The organism is Bradyrhizobium sp. (genome assembly GCF_017881085.1).
Classification (GTDB): Bacteria; Pseudomonadota; Alphaproteobacteria; order Rhizobiales; family Xanthobacteraceae; genus Bradyrhizobium.
On sequence record NZ_JADGRI010000002.1, the window covers coordinates 1 to 22,281 of the forward strand.

The 22,281-nt window shown below is 63.2% G+C and carries 25 protein-coding genes; 13 read left to right on the forward strand and 12 right to left on the reverse strand.

The annotated features are described in order from the left end of the window. Positions 1-1,064, reverse strand: a 1,064-nt coding sequence (locus QZ213_RS00315; RefSeq protein WP_291684042.1) for a CaiB/BaiF CoA-transferase family protein, incomplete at its 3' end; no start/stop codon positions are given. Between the two features lie 115 nt (positions 1,065-1,179). Here QZ213_RS00315 and QZ213_RS00320 point away from each other — a divergent pair. Beyond that, the gene (locus QZ213_RS00320) at positions 1,180-2,058 is read left to right on the forward strand and encodes a type 1 glutamine amidotransferase domain-containing protein (RefSeq protein ID WP_291684043.1); all 879 of its coding nucleotides are present in this window, start codon (positions 1,180-1,182) and stop codon (positions 2,056-2,058) included. Continuing rightward, positions 2,055-2,723, forward strand: a complete 669-nt coding sequence (locus QZ213_RS00325; RefSeq protein WP_291684044.1) for an NAD(P)H-dependent oxidoreductase — start codon at positions 2,055-2,057, stop codon at positions 2,721-2,723. Before QZ213_RS00320 ends, QZ213_RS00325 begins: the two co-directional genes overlap by 4 nt. Positions 2,724-2,732: 9 nt before the next feature. Here QZ213_RS00325 and QZ213_RS00330 read toward each other — a convergent pair whose 3' ends face one another. After that, positions 2,733-4,031 (reverse strand): PQQ-dependent sugar dehydrogenase, encoded by a 1,299-nt coding sequence (locus tag QZ213_RS00330; RefSeq protein WP_291684045.1) that lies wholly within the window; start codon positions 4,029-4,031, stop codon positions 2,733-2,735. A 316-nt stretch (positions 4,032-4,347) separates the two neighbouring features. On the opposite strand from QZ213_RS00330, the gene QZ213_RS00335 reads away from it, so the two are divergent. Both QZ213_RS00335 and QZ213_RS00340 read left to right on the forward strand, forming a co-directional pair. Continuing rightward, the gene (locus tag QZ213_RS00335) at positions 4,348-4,581 is read left to right on the forward strand and encodes a hypothetical protein (RefSeq protein WP_291684046.1); all 234 of its coding nucleotides are present in this window, start codon (positions 4,348-4,350) and stop codon (positions 4,579-4,581) included. A gap of 243 nt (positions 4,582-4,824) precedes the next feature. Then, complete coding sequence (locus QZ213_RS00340) at positions 4,825-6,627, forward strand: GGDEF domain-containing phosphodiesterase (protein ID WP_291684047.1); 1,803 nt, start codon at positions 4,825-4,827, stop codon at positions 6,625-6,627. 76 nt (positions 6,628-6,703) lie between these two features. Here the strand turns inward: QZ213_RS00340 and QZ213_RS00345 are convergent, their stop codons facing one another. Then, positions 6,704-6,979, reverse strand: a complete 276-nt coding sequence (locus QZ213_RS00345) for a hypothetical protein (protein ID WP_291684048.1) — start codon at positions 6,977-6,979, stop codon at positions 6,704-6,706. Between the two features lie 167 nt (positions 6,980-7,146). Next, the gene (locus tag QZ213_RS00350) at positions 7,147-7,785 is read right to left on the reverse strand and encodes a S24 family peptidase (protein ID WP_291684049.1); all 639 of its coding nucleotides are present in this window, start codon (positions 7,783-7,785) and stop codon (positions 7,147-7,149) included. A gap of 119 nt (positions 7,786-7,904) precedes the next feature. Here QZ213_RS00350 and QZ213_RS00355 point away from each other — a divergent pair, with 119 nt between their 5' ends. From QZ213_RS00355 to QZ213_RS00370, 4 genes are read left to right on the forward strand one after another with little or no spacing between them, the layout of a single operon-like run. Beyond that, on the forward strand, positions 7,905-8,444 hold the full coding sequence (locus tag QZ213_RS00355; protein ID WP_291684050.1) for a GcrA family cell cycle regulator: 540 nt from the start codon (positions 7,905-7,907) through the stop codon (positions 8,442-8,444). Then, entirely contained in the window at positions 8,441-8,620 is a 180-nt protein-coding gene (locus QZ213_RS00360; protein WP_291684051.1) for a hypothetical protein, read from the forward strand. The genes QZ213_RS00355 and QZ213_RS00360 overlap by 4 nt, the downstream gene beginning before the upstream one ends. Next, positions 8,617-9,162: a DUF1376 domain-containing protein gene (locus QZ213_RS00365; protein WP_291684052.1), complete on the forward strand. Its 546-nt coding sequence runs from the start codon at positions 8,617-8,619 to the stop codon at positions 9,160-9,162. The genes QZ213_RS00360 and QZ213_RS00365 overlap by 4 nt, the downstream gene beginning before the upstream one ends. 53 nt (positions 9,163-9,215) lie before the next feature. Further along, positions 9,216-9,776: a DUF6456 domain-containing protein gene (locus tag QZ213_RS00370; RefSeq protein ID WP_291684053.1), complete on the forward strand. Its 561-nt coding sequence runs from the start codon at positions 9,216-9,218 to the stop codon at positions 9,774-9,776. Positions 9,777-9,909: 133 nt separating this feature from the next. Here QZ213_RS00370 and QZ213_RS00375 read toward each other — a convergent pair whose 3' ends face one another. Beyond that, entirely contained in the window at positions 9,910-10,386 is a 477-nt protein-coding gene (locus tag QZ213_RS00375) for a TspO/MBR family protein (RefSeq protein ID WP_291684054.1), read from the reverse strand. A 180-nt stretch (positions 10,387-10,566) separates the two neighbouring features. Between QZ213_RS00375 and QZ213_RS00380 the strand changes: the two genes are divergently transcribed. Next, complete coding sequence (locus QZ213_RS00380) at positions 10,567-10,971, forward strand: hypothetical protein (RefSeq protein WP_291684055.1); 405 nt, start codon at positions 10,567-10,569, stop codon at positions 10,969-10,971. Between the two features lie 374 nt (positions 10,972-11,345). Continuing rightward, entirely contained in the window at positions 11,346-11,510 is a 165-nt protein-coding gene (locus tag QZ213_RS00385; protein WP_291684056.1) for a Flp family type IVb pilin, read from the forward strand. Positions 11,511-11,808: 298 nt separating this feature from the next. Here the strand turns inward: QZ213_RS00385 and QZ213_RS00390 are convergent, their stop codons facing one another. Further along, on the reverse strand, positions 11,809-12,480 hold the full coding sequence (locus tag QZ213_RS00390; protein ID WP_291684057.1) for a PilZ domain-containing protein: 672 nt from the start codon (positions 12,478-12,480) through the stop codon (positions 11,809-11,811). Between the two features lie 244 nt (positions 12,481-12,724). Beyond that, a complete protein-coding gene (gene bamA / locus QZ213_RS00395) occupies positions 12,725-15,064 on the reverse strand; it encodes an outer membrane protein assembly factor BamA (protein WP_365884880.1) in 2,340 nt (779 codons plus the stop codon). A 244-nt stretch (positions 15,065-15,308) separates the two neighbouring features. On the opposite strand from bamA, the gene QZ213_RS00400 reads away from it, so the two are divergent. Further along, on the forward strand, positions 15,309-16,361 hold the full coding sequence (locus tag QZ213_RS00400; RefSeq protein ID WP_291684058.1) for a hypothetical protein: 1,053 nt from the start codon (positions 15,309-15,311) through the stop codon (positions 16,359-16,361). A gap of 164 nt (positions 16,362-16,525) precedes the next feature. Next, entirely contained in the window at positions 16,526-17,290 is a 765-nt protein-coding gene (locus QZ213_RS00405; RefSeq protein ID WP_291684059.1) for an SPFH domain-containing protein, read from the forward strand. A gap of 23 nt (positions 17,291-17,313) precedes the next feature. Here the strand turns inward: QZ213_RS00405 and QZ213_RS00410 are convergent, their stop codons facing one another. The 5 genes from QZ213_RS00410 to QZ213_RS00430 all read right to left on the reverse strand — a co-directional run bounded on the left by QZ213_RS00410 (position 17,314) and on the right by QZ213_RS00430 (position 21,634). Continuing rightward, positions 17,314-17,739, reverse strand: a complete 426-nt coding sequence (locus QZ213_RS00410) for a cupin domain-containing protein (protein WP_291684060.1) — start codon at positions 17,737-17,739, stop codon at positions 17,314-17,316. Positions 17,740-17,895: 156 nt separating this feature from the next. After that, positions 17,896-19,461, reverse strand: coding sequence for a DHA2 family efflux MFS transporter permease subunit (locus QZ213_RS00415; protein ID WP_291684061.1), 1,566 nt, complete (start codon positions 19,459-19,461; stop codon positions 17,896-17,898). Further along, a complete protein-coding gene (locus QZ213_RS00420) occupies positions 19,461-19,967 on the reverse strand; it encodes an isoprenylcysteine carboxylmethyltransferase family protein (protein WP_291684062.1) in 507 nt (168 codons plus the stop codon). The genes QZ213_RS00415 and QZ213_RS00420 overlap by 1 nt, the downstream gene beginning before the upstream one ends. Beyond that, entirely contained in the window at positions 19,964-21,043 is a 1,080-nt protein-coding gene (locus QZ213_RS00425) for a type III polyketide synthase (protein WP_291684063.1), read from the reverse strand. The genes QZ213_RS00420 and QZ213_RS00425 overlap by 4 nt, the downstream gene beginning before the upstream one ends. Positions 21,044-21,385: 342 nt before the next feature. Then, positions 21,386-21,634 (reverse strand): hypothetical protein, encoded by a 249-nt coding sequence (locus tag QZ213_RS00430; protein WP_291684064.1) that lies wholly within the window; start codon positions 21,632-21,634, stop codon positions 21,386-21,388. Positions 21,635-21,720: 86 nt separating this feature from the next. Between QZ213_RS00430 and QZ213_RS00435 the strand changes: the two genes are divergently transcribed. Then, entirely contained in the window at positions 21,721-21,975 is a 255-nt protein-coding gene (locus QZ213_RS00435; RefSeq protein WP_291684065.1) for a hypothetical protein, read from the forward strand. The last annotated feature ends 306 nt before the right edge of the window (positions 21,976-22,281 follow it).

Here is a 22,281-nt window from a genome sequence, read left to right on the forward strand (position 1 = left end):
GCGGGCAGGAAGCTCATCAGCGGCCCGTTCGGCGATCCCACTTTCTGCACGCGGTGGCGGGCATGAAGCTGCGGATGCCGGAGGAAGGCCTCGACCGTGTTCATGTTGGCGTTGGCGATGGCGGCGTCGTCGAGCCGCTGCAGCACCTGATCGGCGGAGAACTTTGCAAAATGCTGTTCGATCAGCGCTTCCAGTGCATCGCGGTTCTGCATGCGCTGCGGGTTGGTGCAAAAGCGGGGATCGCCCGCCAGCGCCGCATCCTCCAGCACCTGCGCGCACAGCGCGATCCATTCCCGCTCGTTCTGGATGCCAAAAAACACGATGCGGCCGTCACCGCAGCGAAACGGCCCGTAGGGCGCGATGGTGGCATGACGCGTGCCGGTGCGCACCAGCGGCTTGCCGGCGCCGTCGGTGTAGTAGGCGGGATAGCTCATCCACTCGGTCATGGAGTCGAACAGCGAGACCTCGAACGCCATGCCCTTGCCGGTGCGCTCGCGATTGAACAGCGCCATCAGCACGCCGTTGACGATGTACATGCCCGTCGAGGTATCGACGACGGCGATGCCGCATTTGGCCGGCTGTTCCTCGGTGCCGTTGACCGAGAGAAATCCGGCTTCGCACTGAACCAGCAGGTCGTAGGCTTTTTTCTCGCTATAGGGGCCGCCGCTGCCATAGCCGGAAATGTCGCAGGCGATCAAGCGCGGGAAGCGCGCCGCCAGCGTCGCGGCATCGAGGCCGAGCCGCTTCGCCGCACCCGGCGCGAGATTTTGCAGGAACACGTCCGCCTGCGGCAGCAGCGCCTCGAGCACGCGCTTGCCCTCGCTGCTCTTGACGTCGAGCGCGAGGCTTTCCTTGGAGCGGTTGGTCCAGGCGAACTGGCTGGACATGCCGTTCATCACGTAATCATAGTCGCGGCAGAAGTCGCCCTTGCCGGGCCGCTCGATCTTGATCACCCGCGCGCCCCAGTCGGCGAGATGCCGGCTGGCGAGCGGTGCGGCGATCGCCTGCTCCAGCGAGACGACGGTAATGCCGGAAAGCGGCAGATTGGGCGGTTTCCCGTTCATGGATTGTCTCCGGATGCTTCTTATCGGTCCGGTATAGCCGGTTCTGGCGCTGGTGCGGAATACCGATTAAATGCGCATGGGTTGCGGTTTTGCCGGCGAGGCGAGGGATAAGTCGATGGCGCGTGTTCTTGTCCTGTTGCCGGCGCGGGATTTCGATCCGAGCGAAGCCGCGGTGTGCTGGCGGGTACTGGTCGACGCCGGACACAGCGTCCACTTTGCCACCCCGGACGGGCGGCCTGCGGTCGCCGACGAAATGATGCTGACGGGGCAGGGCCTCGATCCCTGGGGCGCCATTCCGCTGTTGCGCAAGCTGCCGCTGATCGGACTTTTGATGCGGGCCAACCGCGACGCGCGCAAGGCCTACGCCGAGATGCTTGCCAATCCTGACTACCTCGCGCCGCGGCGCTGGGCGACGATCGATGCGGCCGTCTATGATGGGCTGCTGTTGCCCGGCGGACATCGGGCGCGGGGCATGCGCGATTATCTCGAAAGCGATATCCTGCACAACATTGTCGTCAGCTTTTTCGACGCGGGAAAACCGGTGGCGGCCATCTGCCACGGCGTGCTCCTGGCGGCGCGCAGCATTTCGAAAAAGACCGGACGCTCGGTGCTCTCGGGATATCGGACCACCGCTCTGACCTGGGCGTTCGAAAACAGCGCCTGGTCGGTCGCGCGCTTCACGCGGTTCTGGGATCCGAATTATTACCGGACCTATCTGGAGCAGGCCGGCCAGCCCAAGGGTTATATGTCGGTGCAGCAGGAGGTGACGCGCGCGCTGGCGCGCCCCGAAGATTTCCGCGATGTGCCCAAGGATGATCCACAGTATCGCCGCAAGACCTCTGGCCTGGTGCGCGACACCATGGAGGACGAGACGCCGGCTTTTGTGGTCCGGGATCGCAATTACGTCTCGGCGAGATGGCCGGGCGATGTCCATACCTTCGCGAAGATTTTTGCGACCATGCTGAAAGAGCAACATCAGGGCCATGCCTCATGAAAATCCTCGTCGTCCTCGCGCATCCCGAGCATCAGAGTTTCAACGGCGCCATGTTTCGGACGGCGGTCGAGACGCTGTCGGCGGCCGGCCATGAGGTCAGGACGTCGGATCTTCATGCCATGGCTTTCGACCCGGTCTCGGGCAGGCACAACTTCCTGGGCGCCAAGGATCCGGATTATTTCAAGCAGCAGATCGAGGAGATGAACGCGACCGAAACCTACGGTTTTGCCGAGGACATCGAAGAAGAAATCCAGAAGATCGAGTGGTGCGACCTGATGATCTGGCAGTTTCCGCTGTGGTGGTTCGGCCTGCCGGGAATCCTCAAGGGCTGGGTCGACCGCGTGTTCGCGATGGGACGGACCTATGGCGGCGACAGGATCTACGCCGATGGCGTTTTCAAAGGCAAACGCGCGATGCTGTCGCTGACCACGGGCGGTCCGGCGCCGGCCTATGTCAAGGGCGGCTTCAACGGCGATATCAACGCCATTTTGAGACCGGTCCAGCGCGGCATGCTGCAGTTCGTCGGCTTCGAGGTGCTGGCGCCGCAGATCGTTTACGGTCCAGTGCGATTGCAGCAGGACCAGAGAACCAAGCTGTTGGCCGCCTATGCCGGGCGCTTGAAAGACATTACGGGCGAGACGCCGATCGACGTCGGGATTTATTGACGGCCGGCTTCAGTGCGTCACGCGCCAGATCGTGCCGTTGCCGTCTTCCGAGATGAGAAGGGCGCCATCGTGTGCAACGGCCACGCCAACGGGCCGCCCCCACACCTCGGAATCGCTGACCATGAATCCGGTGACGAAGTCTTCATATTCGCCGGTGGGCACGCCGTCCTTGATGCGGATCCGAATGACCTTGTAGCCGGTGCGTTTGGACCTGTTCCACGAGCCGTGCTCGGCCGCAAACCCGTCGCCGCTATATTCGGCGGGAAATGCATTACCCGCATAGAAGGTGAGCCCCAGCGACGCCGAATGCGGCTGCAGCAGCACATCGGGAATGGTCACCTTCTCCTTCAAATCTGGGCGCTGGCCGGAATGGTGCGGATCTTCATTGCCGCCGATATAGTACCAGGGCCAGCCGTAGAACGCGCCTTCTCGCACCCGCGTGACGTAGTCCGGCACCAGATTGTCTCCCAGACCGTCGCGCTCATTGGTCGAGCAGTAGGCGTCGCCGGTCTTGGGATGAACGGCAAGGCCTACGCAGTTGCGGATGCCGGTGGCAAAGACGCCCGGGTTTTTTCCATCGGGATCGAACGCCAGCACGTCGGCGCGGTCGGTCTCGCTGCCCCAGCTTGCTCCCAGGCGGTGTTTGTCGATCCAGGACGGCAATCCTCCCGGGGGCTCTCGCATGCCTTCCGCGGCGTTGCTTTCCGAGCCGACCGATACCAGCATCCGGTTGTCGCCCGCGGTAAAGGCGATGTCCCGCGTCGAATGGCCGAAGCCGTGCGCCAATTGCGCGACCACGGTTTCGGGCTTTTGCGAGGCTGTGAGATCACCTGAATTGTAAGCGAAACGCACGACGCGATCGGTTTCGGCGACGTAGACCCATTGCGGATTGTTGCCGCTTGGAAAGAAAGCCATGCCGAACGGCTGATGAAGCCCGTTTGCGTAGATCTCGTTCGAAGAAGGCTTTGAGCTTCCGTCCGCAGCACGCAAGACACGAATTCTCCCGGGGCCGGTCTCCGAAATGAAGATGTCGCCGTTGGGCGCCACGCGCATCTGGCGCGGTCCGCTCAATCCGTCGGCAAACAGCTCGATCGTGAACCCGGCAGGGACCTGCGGGAAAAGGGAAAGCGGACGGCGCACGATTTGCGGGAATTTGGCGGAAGAGGGCGTGGCTCCGGGCTTCGGCAAGTCTTCAGGTCTGATCAGCCGGCTCACGCCCGGCCTGTCGGCGTGCCAGTCGCCAAAGGCTGCCGCGCCCTTCAGCGGTTCCGATTGAGCCAATGCGGGGACAACACACGCGGTGGTCACGACAAATAGGCAAGCATTCGTTACGCAATTCCGAAACTGTCGCATGGTCTCTTCCGCCGGGGGCTGGCGCGTGCTCGATCGCGCGTCGTGACCCATTAGCACGATTTCCGGGCGGGATTCCGAGCGCCGCCAAGGCCCGGATAACTTTCGCGCGAGACGCGGAAATTCCGCCGATCGGTCCAAAGAGCGCACACGCAGCGGGGGCAACGCCGTGAAGTCAGGTTCCAGATCCGGCTTACGAACTCTTTTCAGAATCGTAATGACTCTGTCTTGAAAACGGTCTTAAATAATTCGGGCAGGGCGCTGGAGGCGCGATATGAAGGATCTCGTTCGCTACCGCGCAATGGAATCCCTTTGCCGTCAAAGTGCTGTGTTTCATCCGCATGACAGCTGGCGGCTGCTTGCCGAAGCGGAGATGTGGCACCACAAGGTGGAGGATGAAATCGCCTCCCTTTCAATGCGATGCCGTGCGGGTTCGTCCGCCGGCGCACTCGCGCGAGCGGAATCCAAGGTCGATGCGGCGGGCGCGGGCCGACCGCCGGCACGCTGAGCGATTCCAGTTTCCGCGGAGCCTCAAGCCTCGGCTGGCGAACGAGTAAGGCGCGAGCCGGCCCGCAGATAGGTAATACTACGGGGTCAAGCTTTATCCGGCATTAGCCCATCTGGTCTCTTCTAAGGCATGGAACCGATGGAAAGCTCGGCCGCGGCGCTGGCCCGCGTTCTCGTCGCGCGCCGCGAGCAACTCGGATTCCGCATCGGCCTTGCCGTCGTTTCCGCGGGCGGAAGCCAGGCGTTGACCGGCTGGCGGATCACGCTGATCTGGCTCGCGGCCTATTTGGCCGTACAGGTCGGCGAACACCGGGCGTTTCGCGACGTATCCACCGCCGCCGATCTCACGCCTAGACGGACTCGCGCCGTGCTGGCGGCAATCTCCGCCGGAACTTTGGTCTTCGGCGCCATTGGCCTGCTGCTGGCGACGTTGGCCGGGCCGTGGGGGCTCGTATGCGCCTCTCTGGTCTGGTCCGGCACAATCATGAACGGTGCGATGGTGAATTCGGGTTCACGGCCGGCGCTGATCGCCTCGATCGTGCCGCCCGGGCTCTATTTCCTCTCTGCGCCGCTGTTCGCGCACGCTGCCGGGGAGCCGATCATCTATGGCTTCGTGATGATCTTCGCATCCGCCCTGAACATGGTGGTTGTGCTGAAGATCTGGTCGATGTCGCGGACGCTGATCGACACCGAGCGACGCGAGCGGCACATGACATATCTGACGCTGCACGATCCCGAGAGCGGTCTGCCGAACCGCACTGCGCTGGAGCAGGACATCGCGGCTATGCTGGCGTCGGACAGCAGTACGATCCTGGTAGTGGCGGCGCTCGGTATCGATCGCTTCACCCAGCTCCGGGGCGCCATCGGCTATGAGCTTTTCGCCGGCTTGATCAGGGAGGTGGCCAGAAGGCTCGCCGAACAGCACCCGGAAGGTCAGATCGTGCGGCTTTCGACGGCCGAACTCGGTCTTGCCTTTCGGGCGAGGAGTTTGCAACAGGCCTGTACCCACGCGGCGGCATTTCAATCCAGCCTCAATGCACCTCTGCATCTGGGAGAAAACCGGATCGACGTCAGCCTCACGGTCGGACTGGCCTCTCATGGCGCCGGACATGAACTGGTTGCCTCCATAGTTGAACGCGCCAACATCGCCCTCGATCAGGCGCGCGCGTCAAGGTTGAGGATCGGCGTGTTCGACAGCGACGTCTACGGCAACCCGGCAAGCAATCTCTCGCTGATGAGCGAGATGCTGCTGGCCATCGATGCCGGCGAATTGGCTGTCGCCTACCAGCCCAAACTCGACCTCCGCTCCGGCACGATCACCGGCGTGGAGGCGCTGGTGCGCTGGCCCAACCACCGCCGCGGGCCACTGGGACCCGACCTCTTCGTGCCCATGGCGGAGGAAACCGGCCATATCCAGGCACTGACCGAATGGGTGCTAACTCGCGCGGTCGATGACCAGGCGGCGCTCCAGCGGGCCGGTCATGATATTTCGGTGTCGGTCAATTTATCGGGACGGCTGCTGCATGAGCAACACTTCGCGGACAAGGTCCTGGCGATCATCGGCGGCGCAGCCAACCGTTTCTGCCTTGAGGTGACCGAAACGGCCGCCATGGAAAACCCGGAACTCGCCATGCGGAGCCTGGGCCGCTATCGCGCGGCCGGAGTCAGCGTCGCGATCGACGATTATGGCTCGGGCTTGTCGTCCCTGGCCTATCTCAAGAACCTTCCGGCGACCGAGCTGAAAATCGACAAGGCCTTTGTGCTCGATATCGCTGACTCGCAACGGGATTCCATGATGGTTCGTTCGACGATCGATCTCGGCCACAGTCTCGGCATGCGGGTCATCGCCGAGGGGGTTGAAACCGAGACGGCGCTCTCGCTGCTGGCGCTTTTGGGGTGCGACGCGGCGCAGGGCTATTTCATCGGCCGTCCGATGCCGCTCGGCGATCTCTTCGAATTTCTGAAGCGCCGTCCGGAGCAGGGGATGCAACCAGCTTCCGCCAGTTCGCTTGCCGTGGCCGGCACCCTCCGCCGTACCCAGTCCTGAAGGCTGCGCGGGCGGAGTTCGCCCGGCTGCCGGACAGCCGACGCGCAGACCGGCCGTCCGTTCCGGCTACGTCCCATCACCCCGTCTCCGCCTTGCGCAGATCCCGGGCATGATCGAAGCGGCCGGCCTGCAGGTCGGCGCCGGTGATCGGGATTTCCGGCAACGCAGCTTCCGCCAGTATCTCGGCGGTGATATCGTCGACGGCCGAACCGGCGATCTCGTGGATGAAGCTGATGTTCTTGTATTCGCCGGACGCCACGCGCGAGACGACCTCGCGCCTGGTGATCTCGGGATCGACGATGGCCTCGCGCCCGCGCCGGCCATAATCGATCATCACGACGAAATATTGCATGCGCCGGCTCTGCTGCCCCCGAAACGAGGCCTTCGGATGCGGTGCATTATTTCTGGAAATCGGAAGTCAGTCAAGCGGAAAATTCGGAAAAACAGAAATTGGGTGCCGTCTTGGTACGGCGGCGCCGCGCCGGGCGCGAATCGGCCCGGGCCGCCTTTTCCAGTCCTCTACTTTTCAGATGTGCGCCCGCCCTGCGTTTTGGCCGCCTTGCGCGCCCGCACCGCGGCCTTGGCCCGCAAACGCTCGATCTGGCCCCTCGGCAGCGTCACGCAGATCTCCCCGATCCATTCCAGCTTCACCCCGTTGATCGGCTTGGCATTGAAACTGGTGAGGTTGACGAGCGTTGGGGACTTTCCCCGTTCGACGGTCTTCAGATAGCGCTCGCCCGTCTTCAGTCTGACCGCGGCCTCCTCGCCGTAGAAGCTCGAGACCGGATGGCGCTGCTCCCGGTAGACCACGATAATGTCGCCATTTTCGTATTTGGGCAGCATGGAATCACCCGCCACCTCAAAGGCGATGGTTTCCTCTGCGATGGGGAAGGGCAATTCGACCTCGCCCAGGCCTTCCGGCGGCACCTGCTCGTGTTCCGGCTCGATGGTCGCTCCGGCGCCGACGCGGCCCATGATCGGCACCGAATTCAGTTCCAGATAATCGATGATCGGCTGGATTTCGGTGGCCTTGATCTGGCGGATATCGGAAAGGATTTCCGATACCGCGCCGGGGCGCACGCCCATCGCCGCCGCCAGACCGCCCTTGGTCTTGCCCGGCCTTTGCAGCCCCCGCTCGATCATCCTGACATCCAGCATGGCACCATCTTTTCCGAATTTCCGAAATAAAAGCAATTCCGATTATCCGAAACAGGCTTGACTTTCATTTCGGAATATCAGAAATTAAGAACATAACGGAAACATCGGGGTGAGCGGCGATGCAATCCAGCTGGGACGCGAAACATTCGGCGGCGCTGCGCGAATATCTCACAAGCGGCATGTCCTATTCCGAAATCGCCGACGCGCTCAACACGAAGTTCGGAACCGCTTATTCCCGCAGCGCGGTGATCGGCCGCGCCAAACGCCTGGGTTATCCAGGCCCCGACCGGTCGACGGATAGCCTTCAGCGCTGGCCGAAGCGGCCGCGGAAAGCCAGGGCGTCGCGGCTGCAGCAGCCGCGCGAGCGTCATGTTCCCGAATTCATGCGGCCGATGCCGGTCTTTGAACGGACGGAGACGGCAAAACTGCGATGCGTCGAGGTCGCGCCGCGCCACCTTTCGCTGTTCGATCTCGAACCCGGCGACTGCCGGTACCCCTACGGCGGCGACGAGGAGGGCGAAGCCATCACCTTCTGCGGCCACCCGCAGCGGGAGGGTTTGAGCTACTGCGCGCCGCATTTTCATCTGACGCGCAATCCCGACATCCGGTTGGAGCGGGCGGGCGGGACGGTTTCAATTCGGCTGGTGGAGGTGGCATGAATACGCCCATTGCGGTCATCCTTGTCAGAATGAGGCCGCTGCCGCGGCGCCACCGCATCGCGCATTTGAGCGCGTTGCTCCGGCGGCATCCGGCCGCTTCACTTCGCGGCAAGCAATTGGCGGCATTGCTGCGCGCCGCAATGACGGCGTGGCCGAACGAAGGCCGTGCCAGATGAACCGTCCCTGGATGCCGCTTTATGTCGGCGATTATCTCGGCGACACCGGCCACCTGACCACGGCGCAGCACGGGGCTTACCTTCTGCTGATGATGCATTACTGGCGCAAGGGCGAATTGCCCGACAACGACCGGCAGCTTTCCAAAATAACAAAATTGCCGCTCAAGACCTGGTGCGAGTATCGCCCGACCTTGCAGGATTTCTTCTATGAGGGCTGGAAGCACAAGCGGATCGACGCCGAGCTTCAGAGGATGCTGCACGTTTCGCAGAAACGGGCGATTGCCGGGCAAAAGGGCGGCATCGGGTCGGCACTGGCGCGCATGAAGCTGGAAAATGCATCGCGCTCCGGGCGCATGCCGCCGCGAGCAATTGCCGCGCCGTCGTCGGGCGTGGCTCAGGCAAACGCCGACCACTCACACTCACACCAGAGTCTTCTTCAGGCGCGCACGGCGCCAGGCGATTCCGGCAAGCAAGCATCGGAGAAACCCGCCATCGCCGTCAGCCCCGATCTGGCCGCCTATGTCGCCAGGCGGACGACCTAGCCCGTGAATATCGGCGGCGTTTTTCAACCTGTTCATGCAAGGAGTAATCCAAGATGGCGCGAGCCAAACGCAGCAAGCACCACCGATTGGCAAAAGTTCATGACCGGCGATCGAAGGATTTGCCGCGCAACGCCGAAGTGGCGACGGTTGAAGTCGACGATCCCCTGGCCCTGGAGCCGGGAGAAAAGATCGTCACGCTGCGTTCGCTGCGCAACGATCCGCTGGGCAAGCTGCATTCGCGCCGTCAGATCGACGAAGCACAGTTTCAGGGCGGGCGTGCGTTTCAGGAGGATTGGGAGAAAGCCGAGCGTGGGCCGCAGGCGGTCGATCCGACCCGGGAATATGTCGACGGCGGGCGGGCGCGGGAGCCGATCACCGAACGCCAGCGCCAGGCCGTGCTGCGGCTCAACCGCGCCGAGCGCGAACTTGGCGCCGACGGCTCGGCGCTGGTGCATGAGGTGTTGATCCTCGGCATGACGATGGAGCAGATCGGGCAGCGCCGCGGATTGCTCGGTCAGCGCTGGATCGACTATTTCGCGCGGCGTTTTCGGGAGTGCCTCGACCGGCTGGCGCTGATCTACGGGTTTGCGACCGAGCGGCGATCGCAAAATTGAAATTACCCCCGACGTATTCGGCGCCGACCATTGGTGACGCGATGATCGCGACAAGACAGGCCTTCCGGTCTTTGTCGTCAACGCATTTTTGGATCGCGAACATCCCGCCGCGCTGGCTTCCACATGCCGCGCCTTAGTTCATCGCCACAACCCCGATGTTGATGCTGGTCGCGTAGGCGACCCAGAGCAGATATGGCGCCAGCAGCCAGGCAGCGAGGCGCTCGACGCGCGATGCTGCCACCATCGCGGCGGCGATGGCGACCAACAGGGCGATGATGATCACGAGCGCGGCTCTGGTGCCGTGCCAGCCGAAAAACACCGGCGACCATAGCGCATTGAGCGCAAGCTGGATCAGAAACCAGGTCATCGCTGTGGTGCGCGCGGCGGACCGCGTTTGCAGATCCCAGAGCCGCCAGAAGCTGAAAGCCATCAGAACATAGAGAACTGTCCAGGCGATCGGAAAAGCCAGCGGCGGCGGCGTCCAGGAAGGCTTTGCAAGTCCGGCGTACCAGGCTGGAATCTCCGGCCGCGTCTCCAGCCCTTCCAGGGTGCCCACGCCGAGACACAGCAACAGGCTTAGCCCCAGCCGGGCCATCGATTTCGATTTCATGCCGTTCACTCCGGAAAAGGACCGCGGCTTTCGCGATCCCGGAGCCAGCGTAGCATCGCGAAGCGGCCAAGGGCGAAATGGTGTTGACCCAAATCAACCACTTATTCCGTCCAGCCGCTATCAAGGCGTCGGGCGAGGGGTGATCTTCTACGCATACCGTAACCGATGAGGGATCTTGCGATGTTCAGGCGTAAAGGTTTGCTTTCCTCGACCGGCCGCGGCGTCGTCGCGGCTGTTGTCGCCGTGCTGGCTTTCACCCTGGCAGAGCCGCCGATGGCGGCCGCCGGCTCGTTGGGTCCGGCCGAAAAGGGCGTCTCGGCGGCCGCACCGTCCGGCGGCGCCACCGATATCAGTGCCCGCCGCCGTCACTACCGTCGTGGCGGCAACGCCGCGGGGCTCGCGATCATGGGGATGATGATCGGGACGATGGGGGCCGCGATCGCCGCCCAGCAACGGCGCGATGCCTATTACGATTACTATGGCTATGGAGGCGGCTATTACGGACCGCCGCCCGTCTATGGACCGCCCGTCTACGGCTACGGTCCCTATTATGGCCGCCGCTTTTATCGGTACTATCCTTACTAGAAGGTAACGCGGCCGGGTTCGGCAACCGACGGAGCAGGCTTTGGCCGCTCCTCGGTAATCCGTCGGCGAACACCGCCCGAATGCATCTGCTCAAAACGACGGCATGGTGAAGGATCGGTATCAACAGCGATCGCCGGGACCTCTTGGAGCACCCGCATCTGCGACAACCCGCGCGCTGTGCTGCAGAAAAGATGCAGGGCGACGTCTGAGGGTTCCTGCGACACCTATCATGATGGAGCCGGTCGAAGCCTGTCCAGTTCCCGCGATGGAACAATTGTAGGTAAATTGATCCGCGCCGGTTTAGCGAAGCTTAGATGCTCGTGAGTACTCCTACCTGCATTGAACCGTTCCAACGGAACCCACAGGAGGCAGGCTTGAAGCGCACTTTCTTTAATTTCTTGTCGGACCAGTCCGGCGCGACCGCGATTGAATACGGACTGATCGCAGCTGGCATCGCACTCGCGATTATCGCCGTGGTGAACGGTCTGGGCACCAACCTCAACGACAAGTTCACGTCGATCAACTCCTCGTTGAAGTAAGTTCGTCCTGCCGCCCTCTCAGGGGGCGTCAAAACTCCCCGCCGGAACCGATCCGGCGGGGTTTTCATTGGCCGCAACCACATCGAACAGCATTCCGGCAAGTATCAGCAGGCAAGCGCCCGCATTGATTTGAGTCCAAGGAATGGATGGGCACCCATCATCGGGATTCCCTGGCGCGGGGTGCGGGAATTTCCGATGAAATGCTTTGCCGTGCGGACGAAGTCACGCGCTCGGTTCGTGGTGCGGGATACTCATCATCGCGGCGATTCTGCCCGCGCTGATCTGGCGGCCGAGGTGGTCAGGCTGCGGACCGGCCGGCGCGTCGCGCGGGGGGTTCGGCGACGCCGGCGGAACGCAGAGGCGCGGGCCGCACGATGAGCCGCTCGAGCTCGTTGCGGTTCTGCTGTTCGACGAACTTGACCGCGAAGCCGTGGGGCAAAAGCCTGACGACGCGGCCGACACAGGCCCCGACTGCCAGCGGCATTCCGATCTGCGGCTGGACATCAGCCGAGACCGCGGCGCCGGACGCCGACATGTCGATGATGAAGCAACTGCGGGTAGACTCGTCGGCGAAGGTCAGGGTCGAATGCGAGTTCGGCGGGATGATGCGCGCGTGTGTCCTGGTTTCGCGAACCGCTGGATCTTTCTGCCTCTTGTCCAGCCAGGAGAGCTTGGTTGCGAGCTTCTCGCGCATGGACGTGGTCATGGCGAGTTCGAGCAGGAAGCTGCCGGCGGCGGTGTCGCTGATGTGGCCTTCGAGTTTGCCGAAATCGCCGAAATAGGAGGAGATGCGATCGCCGACCTTGCCGATGACGGGCACGGCGACCATCATCCGGAACGGCGAAACGCGGCTGGTGCGGCACGCGAAGGTGCGCGGCTTTCCCTGCGAGTCGAACCAGTTCGCAAGCGTGTAATGTCCGCCGACGGCAACATTGACAGCTTGCTGACCGAGAAACTCCTTGACCGACACGGCGCAATCCCCTGGTGGCCCGTAGATTAGGTTCAATATGACTAAGCTTTTCGGAGACTAAATGCGAAAGCCAGCCTTCTTCAAGGTTATCAATGGTCCTCGGAATTGCCTGCAATTCGAGATGAACTGGAAACCGGTTTGGATGAACCAATAGCCGGCCGGCCGCGACCAACGGCCCGTCGCAATCGGTGTGGCCGTGGCGCTGATCGTCCGGTTTTCGGTTCGGCGCGGCGTGCGCGACTGATCAGAACCCGCCGGCGCTGAAGCGAAGCGGCTGCACCACGTCGTAGGCGGCCTTGGTCAGCGGCACCGCGTAGTCGACCGTCAGGTTCCCGAACGGCGAGGCCCAGGTCAGGCCGGCGCCCACCGAGGAGCGCACCACATTGTAGTTGGCGAGCTGCATCGATTGCGCGGAGCCCGGAAATGTCGTCGGCCCGTTATAGCGGAACACGCTGCCGGCATCGACGAAGCCGGTCGCCTTGAGGCCGTACTCCTGCGGCACGCCGGGGATGTTGCTCTGCAGTTGCGCCGTCGTGGCCCAATACATGCTGCCGCCGACATTATCCATGGTGGTGCCGGGCGTGAGGTCACGCGGCCCAAAACCGTTGGGCGCAAAACCACGCACCATGGTCGGGCCGCCGAAGAAGCTGTTGAGCAGCGGCGCCTGCTGGCCGCCCCAGCCGGTGATGTAGCCGCCTTGCCCGCGCACCAGCGCGGTCACGTCGTCGTTGATCGGGTGATAATAGCGCACGTCCTCGCTGGTGCGCAGGAACTTCACATCGCCGCCGAGGCCGGCGAGATCCTGCCTGAGCTGCGAATTGAATCCGCTGGTAGGACTCCTGGTGTTGTCCAGCGTGTTGTAGGTGACGGTGCTGCCGACCGAGGAGACCCATTGCGGGCCGGCCGCCGCGGCCTCTCGCACCGGCAGCGACGGCGCCGCCGCGGTCGAGGTCGGATCGAAGGTGACGTTCTGGTTATAGAGCGAATAGCGGTACTGCACGCCGATCTCTTCGGTGACCGGCGTGCCCAGCTGCAGGGTCGCGCCATAGATATCGCTGCCGTAGGACTGGTAGGGGCTCGACTGATTTTGCCGGCCGTAGAGTTCGATGCCGGCCGCGACGCGGCTGCCGAGGAAATAGGGCTCGGATGCCGACAGGTCGATGCCGCGCGCATATTGGCCGTAGGTCACCGAGCCGTTGACCGACCTGCCGCTTCCCAGGAAACTGCGATCGCCCAGCTTGACCTCGGCGAGCAGGCCGTCGGTCGTCGAGTAACCGCCGGCAATGTTGAACTCGCCGGTCGATTGTTCCTCCACATCGACAACGACCACGACGCGGTCCGACGCCGAGCCCGGCTGGCGCGTGATCTTGACCGTCTTGAAATAGTTCAGGTTCTTCAGCCGCCGCTCGGCGCGATCGATCAGCGTCTTGCTGTATGCATCGCCTTCGGCGATGTCGAATTCGCGCCGGATCACATAGCTCTTGGTGCGGGTATTGCCGTGGATATCGATGCGTTCGACATAGGTCCGCGGCCCCTGATCGATGGTGAAAGCGACGTCGATCCGTCGTGTCGCCGCGTCGCGGGTGATGCGCGGGGTGGCCTGCGCGAAGGGAAAGCCGAGTTTTGAAAGCTCGACCGCCAGCCCATCGGTGGTCTTGTCCAGCGCCCGGCCGTCGAATAATGCACCCTGCCGCGCCGCCAGCGCGCGGCGGAGCTTGTCGCTGTCCACCCCGGGCACGTTGCAGGCGACGCTGATGTCGCCGAAATGATAGAGCGGTCCCTCGTCAATCGCAAAGGTCAGCGTAAAGCCGTGCAGCGCCGGATCGTATTCGGCCTCGGCCGAGGTCACGCTGGCATCCGCATAGCCCTTGCTGCGGTAGTACAGCCGCAACTGCTCGCGATCGCCAGCGATGCGGTCGGGATCGTACTCGTCGCCGCCGGTCAGGAAGCTCAGCAGGTTGGTGGCGGAAGTCTTGATCACGGCAGCGAGCTGCCGCTTGCCGAAAACCGTGTTGCCCGCGAAGTTGATCTGCCGCACGGTGGTCTTCCCGCCCTCCATCACCTCATAGACGAGGTCGACGCGATCATTGCCGCGATTGATGATTTTGGGCGCCACGCCGACATCGTCGCGCCCGGCATGCCGGTAGGCTTCCAGGATGCGGCCGACGTCGGACTGCACCACGGCGCGCTGCAGCGTGCCGCGCGGCCTGGATTCGATGACCGCGATGAGCTCCTTGTCCTTGATCTTCTTGTTGCCTTCGAAGGCGACGCGGTCGAGAACCGGCGCTTCATGGAGATGCACGACCAGCCGTTCGCCGGCACGCTCGATCGTGACATTGTCGAACAGGCCGGTGCCCAACAGCGCCTTCAGCGCCGCATCGCGCGCCGCTTCGTCGAACCGACCGTCGGGCGCGGCGTGAAAGTAGGAGCGGACCGTCTCGGCGTCGATCCGGCGGTTGCCCTGGACATCGATGACCTCTGCCGCGACGGCTTGCGCCGAAAAAATCCCGAGCGCGGCGACCAGCAGCGCGGCCGCTGCGATCGGCCGGTGGCATCGCCCGCCCGGCGTGCTGTCATCCATCATCGTTTCGGCTGTCTCCCATTCGACGGGGGGCGATGGAAGTGCCGGCGCCGGGCGAAAGAATGACTGGGATAAGGTCAGTTGCGGGCTTCGGGGTTAACGGTTTGCCATAATTTCGACGCAGCGGCGAACCCCGCGTCCCGAAAATGTCCTAGAGCCGCTTCAAATGCTTCCTAGCCATAAGTGCTGAAACGTCCGTGGCTTGCTAAGCTTCGCAAGTCACGAACGCGCTTTCTGGGAGCATCACATGCGCTACGCCGCTTTCGTCACTACCGTGCTTGTTCTGATCGCGCCCGCGAATGCGGCGGTCACGCCGGACATCGACCCGAGCGCCTCGCTCAACGTGATCCAGCAATGGATCTACAATTATCGGGCAAGGCCGGATTACGCGCATGTGCCGGCGGCGGTGCGCGTGTTGTTTCACGCGCAGACGTTCAAGGAGCCGGAGAATTCCGGCATCTATCTCGGCTTCATCGCCGGCGCGATCGGATCGAACCCAGCCAAGGCAGAGCAGCTCGTCAACAGCTTCTTTCCGGTAGCGCCGGAAGATGAATGGGTGATCGTCCGCGCCATCGCCTATTCAGGGTTGCCGGAATGGCGCAATCTGCTGCGCAAGGTTGCGCCGAAGATGCCTGGGCGCAAGGTGATGATCGACGCCTATCTCGCCGGCGCGCTGCCGACGCTTGCCAACATCCCGCTGGAGGAGACAAGACCGGGCATGCTCGACAAATTGCGCGGTGTCTTCACCAAGAATCCGTTCGCCAAGGACGACAAGAAAGTGAAGATGGTCCAGACCTTCGCCGGCAATCAGGATCTTTTGGATACGCTGTGGGGATATTACTTCGCGACCGGCTCGCATCTGCCGATCCTGCGTATCATGGAGATGCTGCCCTGGAGCAAGAGCCGCGACACCGTCGACAAGCTGACGATCGGCAGCATGGCGCGCTATACGCTGGCGAGCTATGCGGTCCGCGATACCGGATTGCGCGAGTTTCTCCGTGGCGAACTGGCAACCCAGCCGGAAGCGGTCAAGGTGCCGCTGACTGAAGTGGTCGATGCCGCCGACACCGTGCAACTCGGCGCGGTGCGCAAGGATGCACTCGCCGCGGTGGAGGAGCTCAAGACCAAGGGCTCGGATTCGCGGCGCAACCTCGACTTCTGGGGCCAGGTCGGCGTCGGCGCGGTCGCGCTCGGCTGCGTCTCGGCGGCGGCGCTGGGCCAGGTCGCGATCGGCATCCCCTGCGTGATCGGCGGCTCGGCGTCCCAGGGCCTGCTGTCGTTCTGGGAAAAGCAGCAGTGATGAGTAGTCTCAGCCGCCTGCGTGAGGCGCAAAGGCCACGGGTAAATCAGAATCGATGACGGCGACATGACGTCCGTGAAAGCGGCGGGGCTGCTGCGCCCGCATTCGGCACTGGCGAGCCGACCGTAAAGTGCTAGTCTTCGGCAACAACCGGTGAGGGCGCCATGGGCTTCATTTCCTTTATTGTGCTGCTGGGCCTGCTCTATGCCGCCGTTTCGCTTCGCGTGCTCAAGCAATACGAGCGCGGGGTGGTGTTCCTGCTCGGCAGATTTGCCGGCGTGCGCGGCCCCGGCCTGACGCTGATCTTCGTTCCGATCCAGCAGATGGTGCGGGTATCGCTGCGCACGGTCACCATGCAGATTCCGTCGCAAAAGATCATCACCAAGGACAACGTCTCGATCGATATCGCGGCGGTCGCCTATTATCACATCACCGATCCGGAAAAGGCCGTGATCGCCATCGAGAACGTCTACAACGCGATCAACCAGATCAGCCAGACCACCGTGCGCAATGTCGTCGGGCGCTTCAGCCTCGATCAGCTGTTGTCCGACACCGCCAGCATCAACGACCAGATCAAGAACGTCATCGATCTGCACACCGAGCCCTGGGGCACCCAGGTCACGGCGGTCGAGATCAAGGACATCACGCTGCCGGAGAATATGCAGCGGGCGATGGCCAAGGAAGCCGAGGCCGAACGCGAGCGCCGCGCCAAGATCGTCGCCGCCGAAGGCGAATACCAGGCGGCGGTGAAGCTCGGCCAGGCCGCCGACATCATCACGCAGCATCCGGTGGCGCTGCAGTTGCGCACCCTGCAGACGATGGCGGAAATCTCGGTCGAGAAGAATTCCACCATCATCTTCCCCGCGCAGTTCATGACGACCGTGCAGGAGGCGATCGCGCTATTGTCGAAGGATTCGGCGTCGAAATAGCGGTGGTGCCTGCCTGATCGGGATCAGGCGGGAGATGCGAGCGGCTTGCCCTTCTCCACGACGTAGGTGCTCGCGATCTTCGTCTTCTTGTCACCGTTCTTGCCGCCCGCATGAGGCGTGTTGGGCGGCACCACGAAGCCGTCGCCCGGCTTCAGGGCGCGGGTCGGCTGTCCCTCGATCGGCAGGTCCAGGCCGCCTTCGATGACATAGGCGGATTCGATTCCCGGATGGGTATGCCGGGCGACGGTGACGCCCGCCTCGATCTCCGCTTCCACGATGATGGTCACATATCCGGGGGTCGGGCCGTCAGTCTGCGACAGTATCTTTCGTGTGACCCCCGGCGTCGCCGCGGGCGCCGTCGTTTGCGCCGACGCATCGGTCGCAATGAAACCTGTTACCGCGCAGAGTGCGCAGGACGCAAAACCTGCAAAGTCTCGTCGTGTCAGCATCACGAACCTCCCTGTCGTGTCCGGATCACTGGCGTCCGGACTTCCGTGACCGGCAAATCTGGCCGACCGCCGATCGCTTCCAGAATTGCCTGAGCGGGGATGCTTGACAAGCGGAAACACGCTTTACGTGCAGCGGCGAGTCGGTCTGCTGACGGCTCACCGGTCAATGTTCGCCATTCCGGTACCGCTGTGTTGCGGCGGGCCCGCGAACGGAATCAGCAAGAGGCCAGCCAGTGCCACGAAGGCGAGCAGCGCCCAGGCTTCGTTGGCGCTGAGCGCGAATGCCGCTCGTTCGACGAGCGGGCGGACATAGGCTTCGACCGTGGCGTCGGACACGTCCGGCGGCCGGTGCAGGAACAAGTCCAGGTCAAGCCCGATCGCACGCGCCGCCGTGATGTCGCCTGCGATCAGCCGGTCGCGCAGGGCTTCGGCGTGCCCGCCGGTGCGGCCATAGAGAATGGTATCGATCAATGCGATGCCGATCGCGCCGCCGAGATTCCGCATCAGATTGAACAGGCCGCTGGCGTCGGGCACCGCTGCTTCGGACAGTGCGCCCAGCGCCAGCCGGGTCGGCGGCAGCAGGCAGAACATGATTGCCGCGCCGCGCAGGATTTGCGGCCAGAACATCTCGTCGAAATCGGCGAGGCGGCTCTGGAAGGCGCTGCAGCCCAGGCCAAGCGCGAACAGCGCGAAGCCCAGAGCCGAAAGCCAGCGCGGATCGACCCGGCTTTCCAGGCTGCCGGCAATCGGTGCGGTCACGAGTTGCGCGACGCCGGTGACGAGCATGATGGTGCCGATCTCGAAGGCGTCGTGACGCCGGACATAGGCGAGGAAGACCGGCATCAGATAGACCGAGCCGAACAATCCGACGCCGAGACAAAAACTCAAGGCGCAGCCGATCGCAAAGGAGCGCATTCGCAAGGTCGACAGATCGACCACGGGATGCGCCGCTTTCAGCGTTCTAACCGCGAATATGGCTGTCGCAGCCGCGCTGACGGAAAACAGCAGCGAACATTGCGGAGCGAGCCAGCCGTCATGCGGGGCCTGTTTCAGGCCGAGCTCCAGGCAAGCAAGCGCGATCGCCATCAGCGCGAGCGAAATTCCATCGAGCGTGGCGAGATCGTCGAAGCGAGGTTGCGTGCGCGGCAGCAGGAAAGGGGTCGCGGCCGCGGCGATGATTCCGGGAGCGACATTGATCAGGAACAGCCAATGCCAGGACCAGGTCTCCGTGATCCAGCCGCCGACCACAGGCCCGACCGTGGGCGCCAGCACCGCCATGATGCCGGCCATCGTCGTCGCCGCCGGATGCAGGCGGATCGGAAACAGCAGAAAGACCGCGGAGAAGACGGCCGGGATCAACACGCCGCCGGCAAACCCCTGAAGCACGCGGAAGCCGATCAGGACAGGGAAATCGCCGCTGATCGCACAGCCGACGGAGGCCAGCGTAAAGAGCCCGATCGCCGTCACGAACAGCCATCGCAACGTCAATATGCGCGTCAGCCAGCCCGTGAGCGGGATGGCGATGATCTCGGCGATCAGATACGCCGTCTGGATCCAGCTCATCCCCTCCCGCGATATCGCCAGCGCGTCCTGGATCGTCGGCAGCGATGTCGCGACCACCTGAATGTCGAGGATCGCCATGAACATGCCGAGGCACATCAAGGCGAAGCCCAGCCAGGTGGCGGCGCTTGCCTGAAGCGTCTTGGTCGCCCGTTCGCTCATCAGGCGCCGCGCGCCATCATCGTCTGCTCCAACGCGCGGTTTTCGGCGCGGATGCGTATGGCGAGAACCGCGGCGTTGAGAACCGTGAAGATCAGGGATAGCCAAGCAAGGCCAAGAACCAGCGGCAGCAGCGCGATCTCGCCGGCCACCACGGCATAATTGGGGTGCGGCAGCAACCGGTAAGGTCCGCACCTGACCAGCGGCTCTCCCGGCAGAATGATGATCCGCGTCGTCCAGCGCGCGCCGAGCGTCCACATCACCCAGATACGAACGCCCTGCAGGACGACATAAATGAGCAGGGCAACGATGTTCAGCGGGCGATCGTGTCCGAAAATCCACAGCGATATCAGCCAGGCCGCATGCACCGCGACGATCAAGGGATAATGCCCCGGCGCCACCTCGATCGCACCGCGAGCCCTGAGCTTGCTTGTATTGCGGCTGGAGATGACGAGCTCCGCGGCCCGCTGCAGCGTGACGAGGGCGAGAATGAGCTCGGCAGACGTCACGCGGCGTGCCGCAGCGCGACGCAGCTTGCGGTGAAGCCGGGGCCGAGCGCCGTCAGCAACGAGCGCGCCGGCAACCCCTTTGCAACGGCTTGTTCAAGCACGAACAGGATCGTGGGCGACGACATATTGCCGTAGTCCGCTATCACCTGGCGTTCGCAGTCGAGGGTGCCCTGATCGAGCGCGAGCGCTGTCTCCAGCGCATTGACGACCTTGGCGCCCCCGGGATGGCAGATGAACCGGTCGATGTCCGCCATCGTCAGCTGCATGTCAGCCAGAATCCGCACCACGGCCGGATTGAGATGGGCGCGGACGAAATCGGGGATGGTGCGGCGGAATATTACGCCGAACCCCTCAGGATCGACGCTCCAGCCCATGATGCCGAGCGTATCCGGCCAAAGGTGCTCACCGGCATTCTCGACCTCCGTCGCGCCGCCGTCGCCCGCGCGCAGCACGACCGCGGCCGCGCCATCGCCGAACAGGCTGACGGCGACAATGTTGGCTTTGGTGAGTTCGTCATGGCGAAGCGCGAGCGAGCAGAGCTCAATCGTCACCAGCAGTACGTTGCTGCCCGGCCGCGCCTGGGCAAGGCGCGAGGCGATCGAAAGCCCCGAGGCTCCGCCCGCGCAGCCGAGACCGAACACCGGCACGCGCGCGACGTCGGACCGGAAACCCATTCGGCGGGCAACCCGCGCCTCCACGCTCGGCGTGGCGATCCCGGTGGAGCAGACCGTCACGACGGTGTCGATGTCGCTGCCGGAGAGATGGGCGCTTGCCAGCGCTTTTTCGGCGACGTCGACGAACAGCACCTCGGCGCCTTCGAGAAAGGCTTCCGTGCGCTCCGGCCAGCCGCGCGGCTCGAGATACCAGTCGAAAGGTCTTACGGCGTGGCGCTTGATGATGCCGGTATTGGAAAAAATGCTGGAGAAGCGTTCGAATTCGGGAAAGCGGGCGCCGAAACCGTCCCATGCCGCGGCCAGAACATCCTTCTGCAACAACACGTTTGGGGGCACCGATGTCGCCAGGGAGACCAGGGCAGCCTTGGACATGGCAGCCTTGGGCATAGCAGCCTTGGCCATCGCGAGAACTCTCCTGACGCTTGCGTTATGATAAGAACAGCGATGGGGATGGTTTATTTCGGGCCTGACCAAGAATCATTTGGTCGAAAAGGTCACTAAAATGTGAGACAGGTTTTGGTCCGGCCGCGCAGGAAATGAAATCGCGATTTTGATGTTGCCAGCCAGGCGGTCCTGCCGCTTCCGATCTCCTGTCCTTGCAACATTGCAATAGCATCATTCGCGAAACGACCACCACCGTGTGCATTGATCGGCGTTCGGCGGATCGCCACGACAAAACGGGCCCCGGTTCACACCGCGGCCCGTGCGTCCGACGGGCGCCTTCGCCCGTCAACGCGGTTGCGTTTACTTGCTCATGTTGTTCATGTCGCTCTTGTCGGCCTTATGGCTCTTGCGGGCGCTGGAGCTCATTCCGGTGGTGGTGCCGGATTTCATCCTGCTGGTTTTCATTTTGCCGGACTTCATCTTCGGCGCGGCGGCGGCGGGCGCCATATTGCCTTCGCCGGATGCGCCGGGAGCGGGCTGCGTCTGTGCCGAGGCGACCGCTGTCGCCCCCAAGAGCGAGGCGACGACGAGGGCTGTGAGTGCAAGCAAGCTTGGAAGGCTCGGTTCCGGATCGGATGCTCACTACGGCGCGATATTGCGATGGAACCCGCCGGCAGCGGAATGCGTTAGCGACCATGGAAAAGCTGCTGGAAAAGTTCGAGCCGCTCAATTGCAAAACAGGATTTGATCGCATGCCCCGAGAGAACGACCTGGAAGGCGTCCAGGATCAAGGCGGCAAACATGGTGGACAAAAGGGCATGGCAAAGCCCGAGCCCAAGCCGCCACACGGTCCCGACCAGGGCATCGTGCGCGATGAGAAGGGACAAGAGCAGCCGCGAGACAAAGCGCGCGCCCAGCAAGTTCATCGCACGGATACGGTGGGGCGGTGAATTCCCGCGAAAGCCGGGCGCCCAAGCCGTCGTTCGTGAGGTGCTCCTCAGTCGATCCTGTTGAAATTCTCGATCTTGCGGGTCGACATGCCGGGTTTGGCAGCGTCCGGATAGACCGGCTCGCGATGAACCTCCGTGCCGGATTCATCGACGACCACGATTGCAAGCGCTGGATCTATTAGCCGCGGTTCGTCGCGAAGCCGCCGGGCGAGCTCCTTGCTGTGCGCGATTGCAGCGGCCGCTGAAGGAAACTCGATTCCCTTTCTGTCCCTGGTTGGAATTCCATCCTTCATGTCAAAATAATAG

What these genes read in the sequence shown, in the direction of transcription:
- QZ213_RS00410 (WP_291684060.1), bottom strand. Translation starts at nt 17,739, where the DNA reads ATGCTGACACGACGAGACTTTGCAGGTTTTGCGTCCTGCGCACTCTGC.
- QZ213_RS00370 (WP_291684053.1), top strand. Translation starts at nt 9,216, where the DNA reads ATGGCGCGAGCCAAACGCAGCAAGCACCACCGATTGGCAAAAGTTCAT.
- QZ213_RS00375 (WP_291684054.1), bottom strand. Translation starts at nt 10,386, where the DNA reads ATGAAATCGAAATCGATGGCCCGGCTGGGGCTAAGCCTGTTGCTGTGT.
- QZ213_RS00350 (WP_291684049.1), bottom strand. Translation starts at nt 7,785, where the DNA reads ATGCTGGATGTCAGGATGATCGAGCGGGGGCTGCAAAGGCCGGGCAAG.
- QZ213_RS00325 (WP_291684044.1), top strand. Translation starts at nt 2,055, where the DNA reads ATGAAAATCCTCGTCGTCCTCGCGCATCCCGAGCATCAGAGTTTCAAC.
- bamA (WP_365884880.1), bottom strand. Translation starts at nt 15,064, where the DNA reads ATGATGGATGACAGCACGCCGGGCGGGCGATGCCACCGGCCGATCGCA.
- QZ213_RS00400 (WP_291684058.1), top strand. Translation starts at nt 15,309, where the DNA reads ATGCGCTACGCCGCTTTCGTCACTACCGTGCTTGTTCTGATCGCGCCC.
- QZ213_RS00415 (WP_291684061.1), bottom strand. Translation starts at nt 19,461, where the DNA reads ATGAGCGAACGGGCGACCAAGACGCTTCAGGCAAGCGCCGCCACCTGG.
- QZ213_RS00425 (WP_291684063.1), bottom strand. Translation starts at nt 21,043, where the DNA reads ATGGCCAAGGCTGCTATGCCCAAGGCTGCCATGTCCAAGGCTGCCCTG.
- QZ213_RS00320 (WP_291684043.1), top strand. Translation starts at nt 1,180, where the DNA reads ATGGCGCGTGTTCTTGTCCTGTTGCCGGCGCGGGATTTCGATCCGAGC.
- QZ213_RS00335 (WP_291684046.1), top strand. Translation starts at nt 4,348, where the DNA reads ATGAAGGATCTCGTTCGCTACCGCGCAATGGAATCCCTTTGCCGTCAA.
- QZ213_RS00355 (WP_291684050.1), top strand. Translation starts at nt 7,905, where the DNA reads ATGCAATCCAGCTGGGACGCGAAACATTCGGCGGCGCTGCGCGAATAT.
- QZ213_RS00345 (WP_291684048.1), bottom strand. Translation starts at nt 6,979, where the DNA reads ATGCAATATTTCGTCGTGATGATCGATTATGGCCGGCGCGGGCGCGAG.
- QZ213_RS00380 (WP_291684055.1), top strand. Translation starts at nt 10,567, where the DNA reads ATGTTCAGGCGTAAAGGTTTGCTTTCCTCGACCGGCCGCGGCGTCGTC.
- QZ213_RS00360 (WP_291684051.1), top strand. Translation starts at nt 8,441, where the DNA reads ATGAATACGCCCATTGCGGTCATCCTTGTCAGAATGAGGCCGCTGCCG.
- QZ213_RS00405 (WP_291684059.1), top strand. Translation starts at nt 16,526, where the DNA reads ATGGGCTTCATTTCCTTTATTGTGCTGCTGGGCCTGCTCTATGCCGCC.
- QZ213_RS00365 (WP_291684052.1), top strand. Translation starts at nt 8,617, where the DNA reads ATGAACCGTCCCTGGATGCCGCTTTATGTCGGCGATTATCTCGGCGAC.
- QZ213_RS00435 (WP_291684065.1), top strand. Translation starts at nt 21,721, where the DNA reads ATGGAAAAGCTGCTGGAAAAGTTCGAGCCGCTCAATTGCAAAACAGGA.